The following is an 18,773-nucleotide window of genomic DNA, read 5'->3' on the forward strand; positions in this document are numbered from 1 at the left end:
CCGATGCCACTCCTTTTTCAATCATTTCACAGTAGGCACACTATGGCCCGTTCACGTTGTTCCGTTTTGCTGCTTTTGCTGGGCTGCTTGCTGCCCGTTTTTGCGCAAGCGACCGCAATCGAAAGCCTAAAAACATTCATCCGGGAAACGCGCACCGTCCGTGCTGACTTTTCCCAAACGCTCTATGATCAGAGCGCCCGGGTCGTCCAGGAATCCAAAGGCACGATGCAGTTCGAACGCCCGGAGAAATTTCGCTGGGTCTATGAAAAGCCCTACGAGCAAATGATCGTCGGCGATGGCACGCAAGTCTGGTTTTACGATCCCGATCTCAATCAAGTCACCGTGCGGCAATTCAGCATCGCCATCGGCAGCAGCCCGGCGGCGCTGCTCGCGGGCAGCAGCACCATCGAGGAAAATTTCGAGCTGGTCGAGCTGGGGGTGCAAAACGATCTGGAGTGGCTAGAAGCGATTCCGAAAAGCAAAGAAAGCGCGTTTGAGTTCATTCAAATGGCGTTCTCCCGGGACGGCGAGTTAAAAATCATGGCATTGCGGGATAATTTCGGCCAAACCACACTGCTGTCGTTTGCCGGTTGGAACAAGAATCCTGCGCTATCCGCCGACTTGTTCAAATTCGTACCGCCCGACAACGCCGATGTCATCAGTGAATGATCCCAGTCTGTTTGCCAGTCACGCACCCCAGGCCCCACTCGCGGAACAACTGCGCCCCAAGCATCTGAGCGATGTCATCGGCCAGGAACATCTGTTAGGCGCGGGTAAACCGCTGCGGCTGGCGTTCGAAGCCGGCAAACCGCATTCGATGATCCTGTGGGGCCCGCCGGGAACCGGCAAAACCACGCTGGCGCGGTTGATGTCGACCGAATTTCAATGCGAATTCATCGCGCTTTCCGCCGTGCTATCAGGCACCAAGGATATCCGCAACGCAGTCGAACAAGCACAACTCACTTTGCAACAAAGTGGACGCCATACCATTTTGTTCGTCGACGAAGTACACCGCTTTAACAAATCGCAACAGGATGCTTTTTTGCCGTATGTCGAACAAGGACTGATCACCTTTGTCGGCGCCACCACCGAGAACCCGTCGTTTGAAGTCAATCACGCGTTGCTGTCGCGCGCCCAGGTTTACATTTTGACCGCGCTGTCCGAGCAGGAATTAGCGCAACTGTTCGATCGCGCGCATCAATTGGCGATGCCGCAGTTGCAATTTTCCGCAGACGCCCGGCGATTGTTGATCGAATTTGCCGACGGCGATGCCCGGCGCTTACTGAACTTGCTGGAACAGATTCAAACCGCAACCACCACCGAAGCCGTCACACAGGTCGACCAGGATCTGGTCACTAATGCGTTATCGCGCAATACCCGCGTATTCGACAAAAGCGGCGATGCGTTTTACGATCAAATTTCCGCGCTGCACAAATCGGTGCGCGGCTCGTCGCCCGATGCCGCGCTTTACTGGCTGTGCCGCATGCTCGATGGCGGCGCCGATCCGCTCTACATCGGGCGCCGCCTGATCCGCATGGCGGTCGAGGATATCGGTCTGGCCGATCCGCGCGCGTTGCGTTTGGCGCTCGATGCCTGCGAAACCTTCGAACGGCTCGGCAGTCCCGAAGGCGAATTGGCATTGGCGCAAGCGGCGCTGTATTTGGCCAGCGCGCCGAAAAGCAACGCCGCGTACATGGCATACAACCAGGCGCGCGCTTTCATCGCCCGCGACAAATCGCGCAACGTGCCGCTGCACCTGCGCAATGCGCCGACCAAACTGATGAAAGACATCGGCTACGGCAAAGCCTACCGCTACGCGCACGATTGTCCGAACGCCTACGCCGCCGGCGAGAATTATTTTCCGGATGACATGCCCGACGTCAGTTTCTATCAACCCACCGCTTACGGCCTGGAGCAAAAAATCCGGGAAAAATTGGCTTATTTGCATAGCTTGGATGAGCAAGCCAAGCATAAAATATAACTTTTCAACGATACCGGCTATTTTGGAGTTCGCATGCTAGAGATTCAGCAACTACGCACCGATTTGGACAACGTCACCCGTCAGCTCGCCAAGCGCGGCTTCGCTTTTCCCGTAGAAGCGTTCAACGCCCTGGAAGCAGAGCGGAAAATCATTCAAACCCAGACGCAAGAGTTGCAAGCGCAGCGCAACGCCGCATCGAAGAAAATCGGCCAAGCCAAGAGCAAAGGCGAAGACGTTTCGGCGATCATGGCGGAAGTTGCCAATCTGGGCGATGCATTGAAACAAGCGGAAGATCATCTCGAACGAATCCAGCAGCAACTGCAGAAAATCTTGCTGGAAGTACCGAACCTGCCGCACGCCAGCGTACCGGAAGGCAGCGACGAAACCGGCAACGTGCAAATCCGCCGTTGGGGTGAGCCGCGCCAGTTCGATTTCGACATCAAGGATCACGTCAGCATCGGCGAAGGGCTGGAGCTGCTGGACTTTGAAACCGCCGCCAAGCTCAGCGGCGCGCGCTTCAGTTTGATGAAAGGCGGTCTCGCCCGCCTGCACCGCGCACTGGCGCAATTCATGCTGGATACGCATACGCAGGAACACGGTTATGTCGAAACCTACGTGCCCTATCTGGTCAGCCGCGACAGTCTGCGCGGCACCGGGCAATTACCAAAATTCGAGCAGGATTTGTTCGCCGTTCATGCCGGTGGCGTAGATTCAACCGGTACGCCGGAGTATCACCTGATTCCGACCGCCGAAGTTCCGATCACCAACATGGTGCGCGACGAAATCGTGCCGCTGCAAGCATTGCCGCTGAAATACGTGTCGCATACCCCGTGTTTCCGCTCCGAAGCCGGCAGCTATGGCCGCGACACCCGCGGATTGATCCGCCAGCATCAATTCGACAAAGTCGAGCTGGTGCATATCGTGCATCCCGAACAATCGTACGATGCGCTGGAGCAACTGGTGGGCCACGCCGAGAAAATCCTGCAGAAACTCGAACTGCCGTACCGCGTGATGGTGCTATGCACCGGCGATATGGGCTTTTCCGCGGCAAAAACCTACGACATCGAAGTTTGGCTGCCGGCGCAAAACACCTACCGCGAAATTTCCTCGTGCAGTAATTGCGAAGCGTTCCAGGCGCGCCGCATGCAAGCCCGCTACCGCAACGAAAACGGCAAGCCGGTGCTGCTGCACACGTTAAACGGCTCCGGCCTGGCGGTCGGCCGCACGCTGGTGGCAGTGCTGGAAAACTATCAAAACGCTGACGGCAGCGTCACCATCCCGGAGGTCTTGCGTCCCTACATGAATGGTCTTGACCGTCTGGCGATCAACGGAGGAAAATGAGTTCCGTACTCATTCTTCACTGAAAAAGGATACACCCCGATGAACAATGACCCTATCACCGATATCGATAATTTAGCCGCCGATGTGCGCGAAGCGCTCGCGAGCGGCGAACATGTTCAGGAAACGGTGCATCGTTTGACACTCAAAGCGATGCACGCCCGCCACGTCGATCCTGAATCGCTGCGGCGCATCATTGCAGCCGTCGTGCAAGGCGTCCACGACGGCGCATCGCAGCAATTGGTACACACCGCCAATCAGGCGCAAGCGGCCAAAGCCCAAATCACCGCTGCCATTGCCGGACTCGATACCGCATTGGCCGGTTTCGCGCAAGCGTCCAAACTGGCGATCGAAGAAGCCGCCGGTCAGGCGCGCAAATACTCGGACACCGAATTATCGCGCACGCGCTCGGATCTGGAAGGTTTGGAAAATCTGTTTCTCGATACCCTGCACCACACCGCATCCTCGGCGCAAGGCTTGATCGCCGACATCCTGCACGATCTCGGCAAGCACGCGCGCAATAACGGTACGCAGGTCGGTTCGCAATTGAAAGAAACCCTGGCGACGCTGGCGCAACAAGTCGCCGCGGTCGGCCATGCGCAACTGGAAAGCGGCGTCACCCTGGCGCAAAAAACCGCCGAATTCGTCGGCAAATTTGCCAGCGGCGTGTTATCCGGCATCAAGGATCGCAATCATCACTATTGATCCGGCCAGATTAAGTTTGAAGTTTCAAGCGGCATATTTGACCCTCGGATCTTGAAAGAAGCTTTTGACCCGTTCGGGTGATTGTTCAAGTTTAACCATGTGTTCGGTGGCAGCGAGTTTGAGTTTGGCCTTGGTGCGCACCGGCACTTTCGTCCCGATGGCATGCTTGAGGTCGGCATTGAGGCGTTCCTCCGGATTCAGTTCCGGGCTATAGCTGGGCAGGTAGAACAGCTCGATTTTGTCTTGTCGTTCAGCGACCCATGCCTTGACCTGTTTGCTGTGATGAACCCGCAGATTGTCGAGAATCAAGAATACCTTCTTCCCGGCATCCTTGATCAGCGCTTCGAGGAATTCGATCAGCCTGTCGGCGTTGAAGGCCTCGTCGATGATCATCCAGCGTGTTTTGCCCTGATTCGTCACTGCGGCAATCATCGATAGCTTCTGTCGCGCACCACCAGTCGCGTAGGTGACTGGCGTCTTGCCTGCCGGAGCATAGCAACGACCGCGCACATCGGTATTGACCAAGGCAGTTTCATCGCCCCAGTGAATCTCGCCGCCTTCCGCCTTGGCGCGCTTCTCAATTTCCGGGTATTGCTCGTTGAGCCAGGCTTGTACGGCTTCAGGCCGCTGCTCATAGGCCTTCTTGATCGGCTTCTGGGGAGTGAAACCCCAACGTGACAGATAGTTGCCTACGCCGCGCACCGACAGCTTGATGCTGTACTCCCTCTCTATCAGTTGCATGACCGCCGCCCGATTCCACAGCGCAAATTCCATCTTCAGTTGCTCCGGGCGCTTGTCACAAATGATCTTGCGGATGGCTTGTTCCTGTTCCTCTGTCAGTGCCCGCCCTTGACCAGCACGCTTGCCTCGCATCCCTGGCTTCAGGGCGGAAAATCCGCCTTCTTCATACCGATCTATCGCAAACCGAACTGTCGGATACGAAAGCCCACTGAGCTCAACAATTTGCATCACGCCGTAGCCCTTGCGATGCAACCGCACCACTTGCTTGCGCCGTTCATGCAGTTGCTCCAGCGTCGAATATCTTGCGTCGTCTTTTTCCATTTCAACAAGATGGGGGGCGATTCATAAATTTCAAGTATTATTGTGCCGAGTCAATAAGAAAGCTGACCCGGTGTCATTTCGAGCAGCGCGAGAAATCTATTACTTTGATAATTAAAGATTCCTCATCGTGTTCGGAATGACAAGATGAATTTCCCGGTATTTCCCTAATCGCGATCCTCGCCGCCCAACGCCTCAACCAGCTCATTAATGAGCTGACTCAATTCGCCGGTCATGATGGCGAAATCGCTGATGAACAATTCCTCCGCGCTTTCGGCGGATTCCTTCAGAATATCCTGCGGCGCGATCCGGCGCAGTTGCAAGGTGTCGTGCAATACAAACGAGATTTTGCTATCCCAGGTCATCGCCAGCTTGATCACTTTCTTACCGGCGCGGATATGCCGCCCGGTCTCTTCCGCGTCCAGGCGATGATGCGAATACTTGATGATTTCCTTCTCATCGGTCATGCCCTGCAATTCGCAATCGCGGTCGATGGTGAACGCAGTCGATAAATCGTCGCCGGACAGCCAGCGCGTCATCATCGTCGACGGTGAAAATTTCGTCTCCAGCGGCGCCAGCGTCAGCCCGTGCACCGATTTGATCAGACACTCGACAAATTCTTCCGCCTTGCTGGGACTGGAGGTATCGATGATCAGGCGGTTGCTGACGCCGTCGATCCAGGCATAAGTCTTTTGCCGTTGCGAAAACGCGCGTGGCATTAACTCGATCAACGTCGCTTCCTTGATGTCGCGGACTTGTTTCTTGCCCGGCTTGTAGCCCTGCATTTCGGCGATTTTCGTCAGCCGGTCCTTGGCGTGCTGATTCACCACCGACGCCGGCAGCAATTTCTTGTCGACCGCAAACGCGATCAGCCACTGTTGACCGAACGCGTGCACGAAATTATCCTGTTCGTCGCGCGGCGGCAGCCAGCCGCGGCTTTGCAGCTCCATTTGGGTGCAGGGCTGCAATGCATGTTGCTGCAACGCCTCTTCCAGGTTATTCAATATTATATTGCCGCTGGTGATACGATAGGCTTGTAAGTTTTTGAACCACATAGTTTTGCTCGATTAACTGTTTGATTTCTCTTTAATTCGCTTTGGCATGAAAAAAATCTACTCCGCCAGCAATTTGATGGAAGCGCAGATAGTACTGGATCTGCTCGAACACGCCTACATTCCGGCGAAAATTTTTAACCAGTACGCGCAAGGCATGGCCGGAGAAATACCGGTTCACCACGCCCGCCCGGAAGTCTGGATCACCCGCGAAGACGACTTTGAACGCGCCAAGCGGGTCATCGACACCTACGAAAACACCCCGGTCAACACCGCCAACGTGCAATGCCCATCCTGCGGCGAAGACAACCCGGCGAATTTTCAATTATGCTGGAAATGCGGCGGCGGGTTGGAGGTTGTTGGGGGGGCATAATACTTAAAAACAATGGACAACTCGCATTTGTCATTCCGAATACAATGAGGAATCTTTAACAATTACTGCAATAGATTTCTCTCGCTTGCTCGAAATGACACCGGCTCGGGATTTCCTTAAGTCGATTAAGGGCTCCGGCTTCATGCATGCCGTTGCAGCCATTGCCCCCCCTTATGAGTCAATCGATAACGTTGCGTAGGGCTTCGCGGCGAATCGGGTTGGGTGCGTTCGACCCAACCGTCTGTTAGCGCCGGATTAAGGTAATTTTCCCGGAAAGTCGGACGATGAATGAGTCCCAGAGCCTGCATTAATTCGCTGCTGTTCAATTCACCGGCGCCGATTGCTTGGACAAGCGTTGCTACTTGGTCGGTTACTTGGTCGGTTACTTGATCGGTTACTTGGTCGGTGATTGTTGCTTCATTGATGGCCTCATGCAATGCGCTCAGCATAAAATCGATAAACGGCGCAGCATTCGCTTGCGCATCGGCTGTCGCCAACCCTCTATGTGTTCATCGCGTTTTTTTGTTCCTAATACAACTAATTTTTCTAAATAGATGAACAGTCGATCTTGAGTTTGCTTCGTTATCAATAATAAATAAGTCTTTCTTAAGTTCCTTGGAAATAAGTTTTGCATGCTTTTCTTCTTCCTTCTGAAATTCTGCCACAAAAGTCGGATTCCACTCCTTCCCATCCCTTATCGCCAAACGCCTTGAAGTCTCTTCCGGATCTCCCTTAATGAGAATTAGTTGGGTTGGGTTTATTCTCTTGAAAACACTTAGATCAATTGGCTCGATATATCCTTGGCTATCGATCAGCGTAAAATGTCCGTCGAGGAGGAATCGACAATGCTTCTTTTTTTCCAACGCTAACTGTTCGATAAGCGCCGTCTGGTTGTCATAGATATCGTTAACTTGCTTATTTTTATTGATTCTACGTCCATAGGCGGAAATCAAAAAACTGGCTGACTTGCAATAATATCCAAAAGGGGCAAATGCCTTTAGGCATAATGTAGTTTTACCTACTCCATGAATGCCGCCAACAAAAATTAGCGAAGACGGTGTAGATGGAATAGGGGACGCTTGTTCAAGAATCTGACTTATGTCACGAGCATTCAGGTAACAAAACGACTGGGGTGGAGCCTTGCAACTGGATAGTTTTTCAAGCTTCAATGGTTCAAGTAATTTATAAACATTCCCCAGCGTAATAAAACCGGCACTGCTTTTTCCAGAGAAATAGTCGCGGAAAAACTTTCGGGTTATGCCGGCTCCGTATACTGTATCGGCCCAAACCCGAGATGGAGGCCCCACTTGACAACCAATAACTTCTACTATCGCTATAATCCTTTTCACAGGGGCTGTACAGTACAAAACCAAATATGAAATATCTTGTGTCGGCATGATCTTGCGATACTCAAATACCTTCGTACCAGAAAGAATGTTGGCAACATGCTCGGGATGAATCGAAATTAATATGGCTCTACCCATTAAATCTGGTTCCTTACAAAGCAATGCAAATATTGCTCGTGTGAAATTTTTCGAATGCTCTGAATTTTCCCCTTTATACCAGCCTCAACAAGAGCACACTTACTGATTGGGGAAAAATTACGAATAAAACGAAAGAGGATTACCAAGGTGTCTTTCTGGAGCCATTCTTCGAGCTCTTTTTTCGAAAAGACCGTACGTTTGGACACCAGCGGTAATATGCTATCAATGTTATTTTCGCGATAGGTTTGTTCGACGACACCTACGCATTCGATGCTTTTCCGGTCATTTGTCCTGTAAAAAAGTAAAAGATCACCGGACTGAATCTGTGTCGTTTTCGCATGACAAATATAGGCTTTTTTTATCGTGTTCGACTGTGGACTATACTGACTTGAGTCATTTGCAAACAGGCTATTTGCAGTATCGCTGGTATCAGCGAATAGATCATTGTGGTACTCAGGCTGAATCGGAACGATAAACTTGCCAACAGCATCTATATCCAAGTAATGCGGATAATAGGTAATTGCGTAGGTTAAGGGGGACATCCCTACCGGAACTAAATCCGGAGCCGACATTTTCTTTATATAAACATCATCTCGTTTTTTGTATTTCCCTGCGAGCTCAAACCCGTAGTCCTGACATAGCGATACCAACATCTCCTGTTCTTTGCCATAGGTGTGCAAATACACATATGGAATACTGTGTTCGATAGCATATTTGAATGCTGAAAAAAGAAGCCGCTCACCAAGTTTCCGGCCACGTACACTTTCGCCTACCTTAAAGGTACACAGCTTTAATGCAATCCCTTCCAGCGGGATTCCACCGTCTATGATTACTGGATGATCTTCCTCCTTGTAAATGCAAATGGCATGCAAGATTTCGCCATCAGTAATGCACCAGGCTTTACGATGATTTCCTGCCGATTTCAAATACCATTCATCGAATCCACTATATCCCTCTCGTAATGAATCAAAGAAAGTTTGGTGTATGTCAAATTCGTGAAGATAGCGACCTTGAATGCCAAACGGCGGCGGTTGCTCTGCTGCGGATTGCAGCTTCAGAAACGCGAGAAATTGGTCAAGACGATGGACTTGCTCCTGAACATGAGATGCTCTTGCTTTCTTATGGATATCCTCGTCGTTTGTAACAAGAAAGTGAATCGCCCCTCGGCACAAAGCATGAAGGAGCAGATTATCGATCCGGTCATTTTCGCTGGTTTGCCTCCAGCCATATTGTTTCAATGTTTCTTCAGGCAGAAATGGTGGTGAAGGAATTGACTGATATTGATTCAACCGGGAAAGAACGATGTCTCGCCTACTTTCATTCCGGTCACGGCGGATATCTTCCACCTGAATTGGATGAATAAATAAGACATGACCGCACTGTTCCGACAGTCTGCGCATTTCCGCCAGAGAAGGATCAAGCTTGCGAGCAGTATCTTCCATCGGGATCAAAATATTTGTATCAATCAGAACATTCATGTATTCACTTGGGAATTGTTTTTTTGTTGATCGCGGTGAAATCAGAGGGTGTCGTTATTCCCTGTCGGAATTTGCGGTCTGACTATTCATGTTGTTACCCCCTTCATTGACCAGAAAAACGTCAAGACTACTCTCGCCGCCCCTATATCAAACATCTTTCCAATGCAAGATCATCGCTTGCTGCCGAATCGTCTTGATCGTTCCGGAAAATTATTCAGATTGACGAATCACGGCCACTGAACATTTCCAGCTTCCTGGATTAATTGCAATAAACCGGGAGATACATTCCATTGATGGCCGTCGTCGGTAATCACGCTGACGGTTTTCTTGTTGAGGCGCAGCACCGTGCCTTCGATCTTGCGGCCATCCGAGGCTTGAAAACCGACCCGATCACCCTTGGTAAAGCTGACCATCAGCGTGGTAGCGCGGGCCTGAGAAATGAGTTTGAGTCGCTCGACGATCATGCGATTGAGGAAGCGCAAATCCTCCTCGTTCAATCGCTTGATGGCTTCGACAGCGGATATACGGTCGATGATTTTGATGTCTCCGGGTTTCATCATTTTTCCTCGTTTTTCATCAGTTTATTTCAAAAATTCTCATCAGCTTTGTTTGCTGGAAGCGGACGATTCAAAATATCCGAATATGACCTGCGGCGTCAATGCTGTGCAACGTGACCGATTGCGAATCTGTAGCCGTTGGTTTACCATCCTTCCCTGCATTTCAACCGCCGATACTTAAGCGCATCTGCGCCTTCATACGGCAAACGGAAGAAATCAAACTGATCGTTATCGCACCGCGCTGGTTTTCCCGGCTGATCACAGCCTCGAATACAAAATTACCATTGGGTGAAGCGGCATGGGGTAATGCAACCTGGATCGAAATAATGCAACCCGGTCCGGCGGTAAAAAATCACGGTTTGAATCTGTTAACAGGCGAAACCGTAACGATCACCGAAATCAATGGCACGGTTGCATTGGCAGCGTCCGACGCATTGCGATCATTTCCGGTCGCGTTGGTGCGAATTTGACCTCCGGTGATTGGATCCGGTTGCGGCAACCAAGCGATTTGCGTGTTACCAGGCTTATACCGGGGTTCTTCGTTTGCACCATGGAACCCGTCGGCTGCTATCCATCTCAATACCATACATCCATTTGCAAAATAGCGGCAGGTTTTTTCATCACCGGAAAATCATCGCTCTAATTCTCAATTGCCGACTACTTATCTGAAATACCGGTTTTATTGGATTGCGCTGCTCATACTGGCCAGCGTCCTTCCCCTTCCGGCCATGGCCCAGGAAACATCCGGATCACCCGGCAGTCCGGCGGTCGTCACGTTGTCGGCACCAGCGCCGGTCAAAGAAATGCTGCAAAAATATATTCAACTCCCCACGGAACCGTTCGCCAGTGACTACGATGAATTACTTTTTCTGCACCGCGTGCAAAAGGAAATCCGCGAAATCCTGGCAACCGAAGGTTATTTCGATCCGGTAGTGTCCATCGCGCAGCAACCGGCGCCAGCCTTAACCAAGACCGCCGGAATCACTGTCGATCCCGGCGAATTGACGCGCGTCGGCTCGGTCACGATTGAATTTTCCGGCGACATTGCCAATGGCGATGCAGCACACCGTGAGCGCATCGAACAGCTGCGCGCCGCCTGGCCGCTTACTACCGGGCAACCGTTCCGCTCCGCCATTTGGGAGCAGGCAAAATCGGCGCTGATCGATGAACTGACGCAACAGGCATTCGCCGCGGCGGCGCTCACCGCCAGCCAGGCCAGTGTCGACCCCGGCGAGGCGCGTGCGGATCTGGTGATTACTGTCGATTCCGGACCGATGTTCTACTTCGGCGATATCCGGATCACCGGCTTGCAACGCTACGACGCAACACTGGTTACCCGGCTCGCGCCGTTCAAGGCGGGCGATGTGTACCGGCGCGATTTGCTGCATCAATATCAAATCGCACTGCAGAAAGCGCCACAATTCAGCACCGTGTCGGTCAACATTTCGCCGGATATCGCGCTGCATCAAGCAGCACCGGTTCAAGTCATGCTGACGGAAGCGCAGACGCAGCGTTTTGCTTTCGGCGCCGGTTACAGCTCGAACAATGGCGCGCGCGGCGAAGTCAATTACCGCCATCATAACTTCCTCGACCGCGCCTGGAATCTCACCAGTTTGCTGCGCCTCGAGCAAAAGCGGCAAACGTTTCTGGCGGGAATCGATACCCTGCCCGATCAAAATCACGTCAATTATTCGCTCGGCGCCAGCCTGCAAATGACCGATATCGAAGGCCTGAAAACCGTCGAACAGAAAGCCGGTATTTCGCGCAATTACCAGACACCGTCGATATTCATGCAATTCGCTTTGAATTGGCAACGCGAACATAAAAAACCCGACGGCGCAATCAATCAAATCAACGAAGCGCTGGTGCTGGATTGGCGCTGGCGGCGGCAAGTGATCGACGATCCGGTCAATATCCGGCGCGGCGATATCACCGAGGTGCGCATCGGTGGCGGCAGCCAGCAATTGTTGTCGGATCAGGACTTCATCCGCACGTACGCTAAGCATCAAAGCTGGTGGCCGGTGGGATCGCGCGATGTGTTTTTCCTGCGGGCGGAAGCCGGTTATACATTGGCATCGTCGCGTTTCGGCATTCCGCAGGAATATCTGTTCCGCGCCGGTGGTATCCAATCGCTGCGCGGTTACGATTTTAAAGGCATCGGTGTCCAGGAAGGCAATGCCATCGTCGGTGGCCGGGTGATGGCAACCGGTACCGCCGAGTATACTCATTGGCTGACTCAGCAATGGGGTGCAGCGGCGTTTGCCGACATCGGCAGCGCGGCTGACCGCTGGGAAGACATGCAAATGTTTCTCGCATACGGCGCCGGTGTCCGCTGGCGCAGCCCGGCGGGGCCGGTCGCGCTCGATCTGGCGCGCGGGCACGAAACCGGTTCGCTGCGAGTGCATTTTTCCATGGCTGTCGCTTTCTAATGAGGTGAAACCGCTTATGACCGTCCAACACGGCGGAAACCCGCTTCCCCCCAAAACCGCGCGGCGATATCGCAAGCTGGCGATCGGCCTATTACTTTTGTTGACGCTGCCGGGCGCTGCCGGTTATTGGCTGCTGTACAGCGCATCCGGATTGCAATCGGCCGCTGCTGCTGCTAACCGTTGGGGCGGCGGCACGGTCCGGTTGGCCGGCGTACACGGCACGCTGCAAGACCTGCACGTTGAAACTATTCATTTCAACAACGCTGAGCTGGCGTTGACGCTGCAGAATCTCCACATGCACTGGAATCCTGCACAAATGTTTTACCGGCGGATCAGCATCCAGCGGCTGGCGCTTGAATCGATCCACTTTGATCAGCACGCGGCTGAAACCGCACCTGCCGCTTCGCAACCGCCGAACAGTTTACTATTGCCGTTCGGATTATCGATTGCGGAAATGACGGTCGATACCATTCATCTCAATGCGGCATCGCGGGAAAATGCCATGCCGGCAATCACCGGTCTGGCACTGGCGCTAGAAAGCGACGGCCAGCATCACCAGCTCACGCAATTGAATTTCACCACACCTTGGGCAACCATTGAATCGCAAGCGGAACTTGACGGCAATGCGCCGTTTGCATTGAATGCGCGCATTGGCGCCACCGCCGCCGGTTTATGGGGCGGCATCGACACAACCATCACCGGCACTCTGGAACAGCTTACGATTCAATCCGCCAGCCTCCCGTCCGCAGCCAATATGACACTGCACGCGCAGTTGCAGCCGTTTGCCGCGAACCCGGTTGCGCAACTGCGCGCCATCCTGCAACAGTGGAATCCGGGTGATTTTGCGGCCAATGCGCCGCAAGCGAAGCTGTCGGTATCGGCACAGTTGACGCAAAATGAGGCCGGGCAATTGACAGGTAATATCGACATCGAAAATCATGCGCCCGCACCGCTCGATCAAGGCGGCATTCCGCTGTCGGCTATCCATGCCCGCGCACTGATCTCTCCTCAATTGCTGACGCTGCCGGAGGTTCTCGCGCACTCCGGAAAGGATGGGGTTGTGCGCGGACAGTTGGCCTGGGATTGGAACCAGCACACCCTCACGGCGGATTTGGCGGTCGAGCTGATCGATCTGCAGCAATTGGATACCCGCCTGCAAAGCGCCGCCATCTCGGGCAAGATCGAACTCGCCGGCGATGCGAAAAAGCAATCCGCCCGCGTCGATCTGCACGACCGGTCGCTGCGCTTGACCGCCGACATTACTCATGACGCCGGTCAACTCGTGCTTGATCAGTTCAATTTGCAACGCAACCGCTCGCGCTTGACCGGTCAATGCAAACTGCAATTGACCGGGGAACAAATATTTGACGTGTCGGCAGCGTTGATCGATTTCAACAGCGCGGATTTTATTCAAACCGTCGATTCCAGCCTGAATGCCACCTTACAGGTATCCGGTCAATTACTGCCGGCGGTTACCGGTACTTTAAACTATGCCATTCAAAAAAGCCGCCTGGCGAAATCAACGGTCAGCGGTTCGGGCGAAATCGCATTCACCGGTACCGGCCGCTTCAGCGGCAAGGCTGAATTGCTGGCGGGTTCAAACCGGCTGCTCGCGCACGGCCGCATGGATGGCGGACGGCACGATATCCAGCTGACAGTGAATGCCCCGGCATTGGCGCAACTGGGTTTGGGTATATCGGGCGACTTGCAGACGCAGCTTAATTTCCGCGGCACGATGCAAGCACCCGATCTCGATTGGAAACTTACCAGCAAGCAACTGGAATTACCCGGCAAACAACAACTCTCGGGCATCTCCGCCAATGCGCGATGGCATCAAAAAGACACTATTGCGCTGAACCTTGCCGTGGAAACTTACCGTGCGCACGAACAAGCAACGATCCAGCAATTATCCGCCATCCTCGACGGCAAAACCGCCGGTCACCGCCTGATGATCAACGCCAGCATCAATGAGGACACCTCCGTGCAATTGGCGGCAAGCGGCGGTTTGAGTCCTGCAAAACCGGGGCTGCCGCTGCGCTGGCAGGGTCAGTTGATCGAGCTTTCCGCCACCGGGGACATGCCGGTCCGCCTGCTGGGACCGGCGGCGCTCGCGGCCAGCACCACTTCGTTTTCGCTGAGCGATGTGGCGCTGTCGATTTCCAGCGGATCGGTCCGTATCGAGCAATTGCACTGGACACCGAGCAACTGGAAAACCCGCGGTGATTTCACCGGCATTGCACTGCTGCCCGGCACACCGGCGCACCCAAAAGACGCTCCGCTGCAATTGGGCGGGCGCTGGCAGTTCGATGCCGCCGCGCAACTGACCGGCGAATTGCACATTCAACGCGAGCGCGGCGACTGGTATTTGCCCGGCGATGTGCCGCAACCGTTGGGACTGCAGCAACTGCAACTGCAAGCAACCGCGCAGCAAGGAAACCTATCCGGACAATTCGCGCTGAATAGCGAAGCGCTGGGCAGCGCTCGGGCGGAAGTGACGCTGCCGCTGCCGCCAGCGAAAACACTGTGGCCCATTGTCAAAGAATCGCCGCTGCAGGGTAACATTCACGCCACCCTTGCCAGCTTGAAATGGCTCAACGCGTCCGGCAGCAACCTGCATGCCGATGGCGAATTGCGGATTCAGGCCGGTATCCACGGTACCTTGCAGCAGCCCGATATCAGCGGCACGGCTTCCGGCACGAACCTAAGCCTGGCGTTACTGGAACAGGGAATCCGCCTGCAACAAGGCACCCTGGCCGCTCGTTTCCTGCAAGCGGATCTGCACATCGACCGGCTGCACTTCGCCAGCCCTCATGCAGCACCGCCGGACAGCCGCTTGTTCCGCGATCTGGCGCTGCAAGATACGGCCGGTTCGCTGACTGTCAGTGGCAAGATCGAACTAGCCGGCACTTCGGGCCAACTCGATTTCTCTCTCGACCGGCTGCCGCTCGCGCACAAAACCGATTACTGGATCGTCACTTCCGGTCAGGGCGCCGCCCGTTTGCAAAACAATCATCTGAGCATCTCCGGTGATTTACGGGCCGACGCGGGATTGATCATGCAACCGCCGGGAAACCGCCCGGCACTGCCGGACGATATCGTGCTGGTAAATGTCCCGTCAGCGCAGCATCCGCAAAAGCTGGCGCTGGATCTGGACATGAACCTTAATTTAGGTGAGAAGTTTTATATCCGCGCTTCCGGACTGGAGGGCCGTCTGACCGGACAACTGCAAGCCCGCAGCAGCGGCAATCAGCCGCTTAAGCTCACCGGTGCCATCGCCGCCGAGGATGCCGCGTTCAAGGCATACGGCCAGGACCTGACGGTCAGACGCGGCATCGTCAGCTTTCAAGGCCCGCTCGACGATCCGAACTTGAATGTGCTGGCGGTGCGGGAGGGTCTGGCGGTCGAAGCCGGTGTCGAAATCGCCGGATCGGTACGCCACCCGCGCGTAAAACTGGTGTCGACACCGGAGGTTCCCGACACCGAAAAGTTGTCCTGGATCGTGCTGGGCCGGAAACCCGACACCAGCGGCCTCGATACGTCGGTATTGCTATCGGCGGCCGGCTCGATACTCGGCGGTCAATCCGGCGGCGGTCTCACCGACCGGATTACCCAGGCACTCGGTGTCGACGAGATTTCGTTCAAGCAAGCCGGCACCGGCAGTTCTTTAAGCGGGCAGATCGGCGTGATCGGCAAACGCATTTCATCGCGCGCGTACTTGAGTTACGAACGCGGCCTGACCGCCACCACCATGGGAATCACCAAGCTGACCTACACCTTGACGCCCAAAGTGACCGTTGTCACCCAAGCAGGCGAAGACAGCGCGGTGGATCTTTTCTATACGATTCAATTTGATTGACAACGCAGAATACTCATCGATGGATAAGATGTAGCAGTGCAATTTCTACCGGTTGCTCATCACAACAACTATTGGATTATCATTGAATAAAGCGGCATGAAGTAACGCAATCGGGATCGCACAATTCCGCTCGATAGTAAGATATTGCGACCCCACCGCCTCTTGGTTTACCATCCCTACCCACTTCAATCACCGAAACACAATCTCATGCTGCCTTCCATCGAACAACGCCTCGCCACCGAGCTGTCGGTAAAACCATCGCAAGTCCAGGCCACCGTCGAATTGCTCGACGACGGGGCGACGGTGCCGTTTATCGCGCGTTACCGCAAGGAAGCCACCGGCGGGTTGGACGATGTGCAGTTGCGCCAACTGGCGGAGCGGTTGCACAGTTTGCGCGAGCTGGAGAAGCGGCGCGCGGCAATCATCGCGGCGATTGAGAAGCTCGGCAAGATGACGCCGCCATTGCTCGATGCGTTGACACACGCGACGGATAAAGCGCATCTGGAGGATTTGTACCTGCCGTACCGCAAGAAGCGCCGCACCAAGGCGCAGATTGCGCTGGAAGCGGGATTGCAGCCGCTGGCGGATACGCTGCTGAACGATCCGCGGCTTGATCCGCTCGTTGAGGCGGCCAAGTATCTGAGAGCGCCGTTCACCACCGAAGAAGGCGACAATCCCGGCGTAGCGGATGCCGCTGCCGCGCTGGAAGGCGCACAGCATATTTTGATCGAGCGTTTTGCCGAGCATGCGCCGCTGTTGCAAACCTTGCGCGATTATTTGCGCATGCATGGCGTGCTGACCGCCAAAGCCGTCAAGGACAAGAAAGACAGCGACACCAAATACACCGATTATCACGAATACAGCGAAGCCATCGCGAAAATCCCGTCGCATCGCGCGTTGGCGTTGTTGCGCGGCGAGCGCGAAGGGGTGTTGAAGCTCAAGTTGCTGCTCGATTCCGAACTGGAAGACAAATCCCGCGATGCGGCATTGAATCCGTGTGAAGTGCAGATCGCGCGGCAATTCAACATCCGCGATCAGAAGTGTGCGGCGGATGGTTGGCTGATCGATACCGTGCGTGCCGCGTGGCGCAGCAAAATCTTTCCGCACCTGGAAACCGAATTGATGGGCAGCTTGCAAGAGCGCGCGGAAACCGAGGCGATCGGGGTATTCGCGCAAAATCTCAAAGCGTTGCTGTTGGCGCCGCCCGCCGGAACGCGCGTGACCATCGGACTCGATCCCGGTTTGCGCACCGGCGTAAAGGTAGCGGTGGTCAGCGCCACCGGCAAAGTGCTGGAAACAACGACGATTTATCCGCATGCGCCGAAAAACGATTGGGACGGCGCGTTACATACCTTGCAACAACTGGCGCAACGGCACCAGGCTTCGCTGATTGCCATCGGCAACGGCACCGCATCGCGCGAAACCGATCAATTGGCAAAGGATCTGATCAAACGTTATCCACAGCTTAAACTGACATCGATCATGGTGTCGGAAGCCGGCGCTTCGGTGTATTCCGCATCCGAATTGGCATCCGCAGAACTGCCGGAGCTGGATGTGTCACTGCGCGGCGCGGTATCGATCGCACGACGCTTGCAAGATCCGCTCGCCGAACTGGTCAAGATCGACCCGAAATCGATCGGCGTCGGCCAGTATCAGCATGACGTCAATCAAAACCAACTGGCACAATCGCTCGACGCGGTGGTGGAAGACAGCGTCAACGCCGTCGGTGTCGACGTCAACACCGCCTCCCCTGCTTTGTTACGTTACGTCGCCGGACTGAACAGCAAAATCGCGCACAACATCGTGACTTACCGCGACAATAAAGGCCGGATTGCGAAACGCGCTGAATTGCTCAAAGTACCGGGATTGGGCGAGAAAACCTTCGAACAAGCCGCCGGATTCTTGCGTATCCCCAATGGCGATAACCCGCTCGACGCCTCCGCGGTACACCCGGAATCGTACCCGCTGGTCGAGCAAATCCTAAAAGACGTAAAGCTCAACGTCGCCGCATTGATCGGCAACACCGCGGTGCTGAAAACCATCCGTCCGGAACGCTACGCCACCGGCCAATTCGGCCTGCCAACCGTAAAAGACATCCTGCACGAACTGGAAAAACCCGGCCGAGACCCACGCGCAACGTTTAAAACCGCGACGTTCAAGGAAGGCGTCGAAACGCTGCAAGACCTGCACCCCGGCATGGTGCTCGAAGGCGTGGTCACCAACGTCGCCGCGTTCGGCGCATTCGTCGACATCGGCGTGCATCAGGACGGACTGGTGCATATCTCGGCGCTGGCGGATAAATTCGTCAAGGATCCGCACAGCGTCGTGAAAGTGGGGCAAGTCGTCACCGTCAAGGTGGTGGAGGTGGATGAGAAACGGAAACGGATTGCATTGACGATGCGGCTGGGCGATGGTGCGGAAGCAAGACATTAGTCCACAGCCGCAGAAATTCATCACATCA

At 54.5% G+C, this 18,773-nt stretch carries 15 protein-coding genes; 9 read left to right on the forward strand and 6 right to left on the reverse strand.

Annotated elements, in window-relative coordinates; all coding sequences use genetic code 11:
- Nucleotides 1–42 precede the first annotated feature (42 nt).
- From lolA to ACV7NC_RS06150, 4 genes are read left to right on the forward strand one after another with little or no spacing between them, the layout of a single operon-like run.
- Nucleotides 43–669, forward strand: coding sequence for an outer membrane lipoprotein chaperone LolA (lolA, locus tag ACV7NC_RS06135; RefSeq protein ID WP_458154628.1), 627 nt, complete (start codon nucleotides 43–45; stop codon nucleotides 667–669).
- Nucleotides 653–1,981 (forward strand): replication-associated recombination protein A, encoded by a 1,329-nt coding sequence (locus ACV7NC_RS06140; protein WP_458154629.1) that lies wholly within the window; start codon nucleotides 653–655, stop codon nucleotides 1,979–1,981. The genes lolA and ACV7NC_RS06140 overlap by 17 nt, the downstream gene beginning before the upstream one ends.
- Nucleotides 1,982–2,014: 33 nt before the next feature.
- Entirely contained in the window at nucleotides 2,015–3,322 is a 1,308-nt protein-coding gene (serS, locus tag ACV7NC_RS06145) for a serine--tRNA ligase (RefSeq protein ID WP_458154630.1), read from the forward strand.
- A 39-nt stretch (nucleotides 3,323–3,361) separates the two neighbouring features.
- Nucleotides 3,362–4,024 carry a DUF6781 family protein gene (locus ACV7NC_RS06150; RefSeq protein ID WP_458154631.1) on the forward strand — a complete coding sequence of 221 codons (663 nt, stop codon included), beginning with the start codon at nucleotides 3,362–3,364 and terminating at the stop codon, nucleotides 4,022–4,024.
- 24 nt (nucleotides 4,025–4,048) lie between these two features.
- On the opposite strand, the gene ACV7NC_RS06155 is transcribed toward ACV7NC_RS06150, so the two are convergent.
- Nucleotides 4,049–5,086 (reverse strand): IS630 family transposase, encoded by a 1,038-nt coding sequence (locus tag ACV7NC_RS06155; RefSeq protein ID WP_458151853.1) that lies wholly within the window; start codon nucleotides 5,084–5,086, stop codon nucleotides 4,049–4,051.
- Between the two features lie 164 nt (nucleotides 5,087–5,250).
- On the reverse strand, nucleotides 5,251–6,138 hold the full coding sequence (locus ACV7NC_RS06160; protein ID WP_458154632.1) for a recombination-associated protein RdgC: 888 nt from the start codon (nucleotides 6,136–6,138) through the stop codon (nucleotides 5,251–5,253).
- 46 nt (nucleotides 6,139–6,184) lie between these two features.
- Between ACV7NC_RS06160 and ACV7NC_RS06165 the strand changes: the two genes are divergently transcribed.
- A complete protein-coding gene (locus ACV7NC_RS06165) occupies nucleotides 6,185–6,508 on the forward strand; it encodes a putative signal transducing protein (RefSeq protein ID WP_458154633.1) in 324 nt (107 codons plus the stop codon).
- Nucleotides 6,509–6,648: 140 nt separating this feature from the next.
- Here the strand turns inward: ACV7NC_RS06165 and ACV7NC_RS06170 are convergent, their stop codons facing one another.
- The 4 genes from ACV7NC_RS06170 to ACV7NC_RS06185 form a co-directional block, all read right to left on the reverse strand.
- Nucleotides 6,649–7,005: a Fic family protein gene (locus tag ACV7NC_RS06170; protein WP_458154634.1), complete on the reverse strand. Its 357-nt coding sequence runs from the start codon at nucleotides 7,003–7,005 to the stop codon at nucleotides 6,649–6,651.
- 12 nt (nucleotides 7,006–7,017) lie between these two features.
- On the reverse strand, nucleotides 7,018–7,992 hold the full coding sequence (locus ACV7NC_RS06175) for an AAA family ATPase (protein WP_458154635.1): 975 nt from the start codon (nucleotides 7,990–7,992) through the stop codon (nucleotides 7,018–7,020).
- A complete protein-coding gene (locus ACV7NC_RS06180) occupies nucleotides 7,992–9,470 on the reverse strand; it encodes a hypothetical protein (RefSeq protein WP_458154636.1) in 1,479 nt (492 codons plus the stop codon). Before ACV7NC_RS06180 ends, ACV7NC_RS06175 begins: the two co-directional genes overlap by 1 nt.
- 227 nt (nucleotides 9,471–9,697) lie before the next feature.
- A complete protein-coding gene (locus ACV7NC_RS06185; protein WP_458154637.1) occupies nucleotides 9,698–10,030 on the reverse strand; it encodes a hypothetical protein in 333 nt (110 codons plus the stop codon).
- A gap of 98 nt (nucleotides 10,031–10,128) precedes the next feature.
- Here ACV7NC_RS06185 and ACV7NC_RS06190 point away from each other — a divergent pair, with 98 nt between their 5' ends.
- The 4 genes from ACV7NC_RS06190 (at nucleotide 10,129) to ACV7NC_RS06205 (ending at nucleotide 18,745) form a co-directional block, all read left to right on the forward strand.
- On the forward strand, nucleotides 10,129–10,497 hold the full coding sequence (locus tag ACV7NC_RS06190) for a hypothetical protein (RefSeq protein ID WP_458154639.1): 369 nt from the start codon (nucleotides 10,129–10,131) through the stop codon (nucleotides 10,495–10,497).
- A 180-nt stretch (nucleotides 10,498–10,677) separates the two neighbouring features.
- Nucleotides 10,678–12,456 carry an autotransporter assembly complex protein TamA gene (locus tag ACV7NC_RS06195; protein WP_458154641.1) on the forward strand — a complete coding sequence of 593 codons (1,779 nt, stop codon included), beginning with the start codon at nucleotides 10,678–10,680 and terminating at the stop codon, nucleotides 12,454–12,456.
- A 16-nt stretch (nucleotides 12,457–12,472) separates the two neighbouring features.
- A complete protein-coding gene (locus tag ACV7NC_RS06200) occupies nucleotides 12,473–16,312 on the forward strand; it encodes a translocation/assembly module TamB domain-containing protein (RefSeq protein ID WP_458154642.1) in 3,840 nt (1,279 codons plus the stop codon).
- 207 nt (nucleotides 16,313–16,519) lie between these two features.
- A complete protein-coding gene (locus tag ACV7NC_RS06205) occupies nucleotides 16,520–18,745 on the forward strand; it encodes a Tex family protein (RefSeq protein ID WP_458154643.1) in 2,226 nt (741 codons plus the stop codon).
- Nucleotides 18,746–18,773 lie beyond the last annotated feature (28 nt).

Source organism: Nitrosomonas limosa (assembly GCF_054188085.1).

Coding starts and splice junctions, on each gene's coding strand:
- ACV7NC_RS06175 (WP_458154635.1), bottom strand. CDS start 7,992: ATGGGTAGAGCCATATTAATTTCGATTCATCCCGAGCATGTTGCCAAC.
- ACV7NC_RS06205 (WP_458154643.1), top strand. CDS start 16,520: ATGCTGCCTTCCATCGAACAACGCCTCGCCACCGAGCTGTCGGTAAAA.
- lolA (WP_458154628.1), top strand. CDS start 43: ATGGCCCGTTCACGTTGTTCCGTTTTGCTGCTTTTGCTGGGCTGCTTG.
- ACV7NC_RS06140 (WP_458154629.1), top strand. CDS start 653: ATGTCATCAGTGAATGATCCCAGTCTGTTTGCCAGTCACGCACCCCAG.
- ACV7NC_RS06160 (WP_458154632.1), bottom strand. CDS start 6,138: ATGTGGTTCAAAAACTTACAAGCCTATCGTATCACCAGCGGCAATATA.
- serS (WP_458154630.1), top strand. CDS start 2,015: ATGCTAGAGATTCAGCAACTACGCACCGATTTGGACAACGTCACCCGT.
- ACV7NC_RS06200 (WP_458154642.1), top strand. CDS start 12,473: ATGACCGTCCAACACGGCGGAAACCCGCTTCCCCCCAAAACCGCGCGG.
- ACV7NC_RS06185 (WP_458154637.1), bottom strand. CDS start 10,030: ATGATGAAACCCGGAGACATCAAAATCATCGACCGTATATCCGCTGTC.
- ACV7NC_RS06180 (WP_458154636.1), bottom strand. CDS start 9,470: ATGAATGTTCTGATTGATACAAATATTTTGATCCCGATGGAAGATACT.
- ACV7NC_RS06190 (WP_458154639.1), top strand. CDS start 10,129: ATGCTGTGCAACGTGACCGATTGCGAATCTGTAGCCGTTGGTTTACCA.
- ACV7NC_RS06165 (WP_458154633.1), top strand. CDS start 6,185: ATGAAAAAAATCTACTCCGCCAGCAATTTGATGGAAGCGCAGATAGTA.
- ACV7NC_RS06155 (WP_458151853.1), bottom strand. CDS start 5,086: ATGGAAAAAGACGACGCAAGATATTCGACGCTGGAGCAACTGCATGAA.
- ACV7NC_RS06150 (WP_458154631.1), top strand. CDS start 3,362: ATGAACAATGACCCTATCACCGATATCGATAATTTAGCCGCCGATGTG.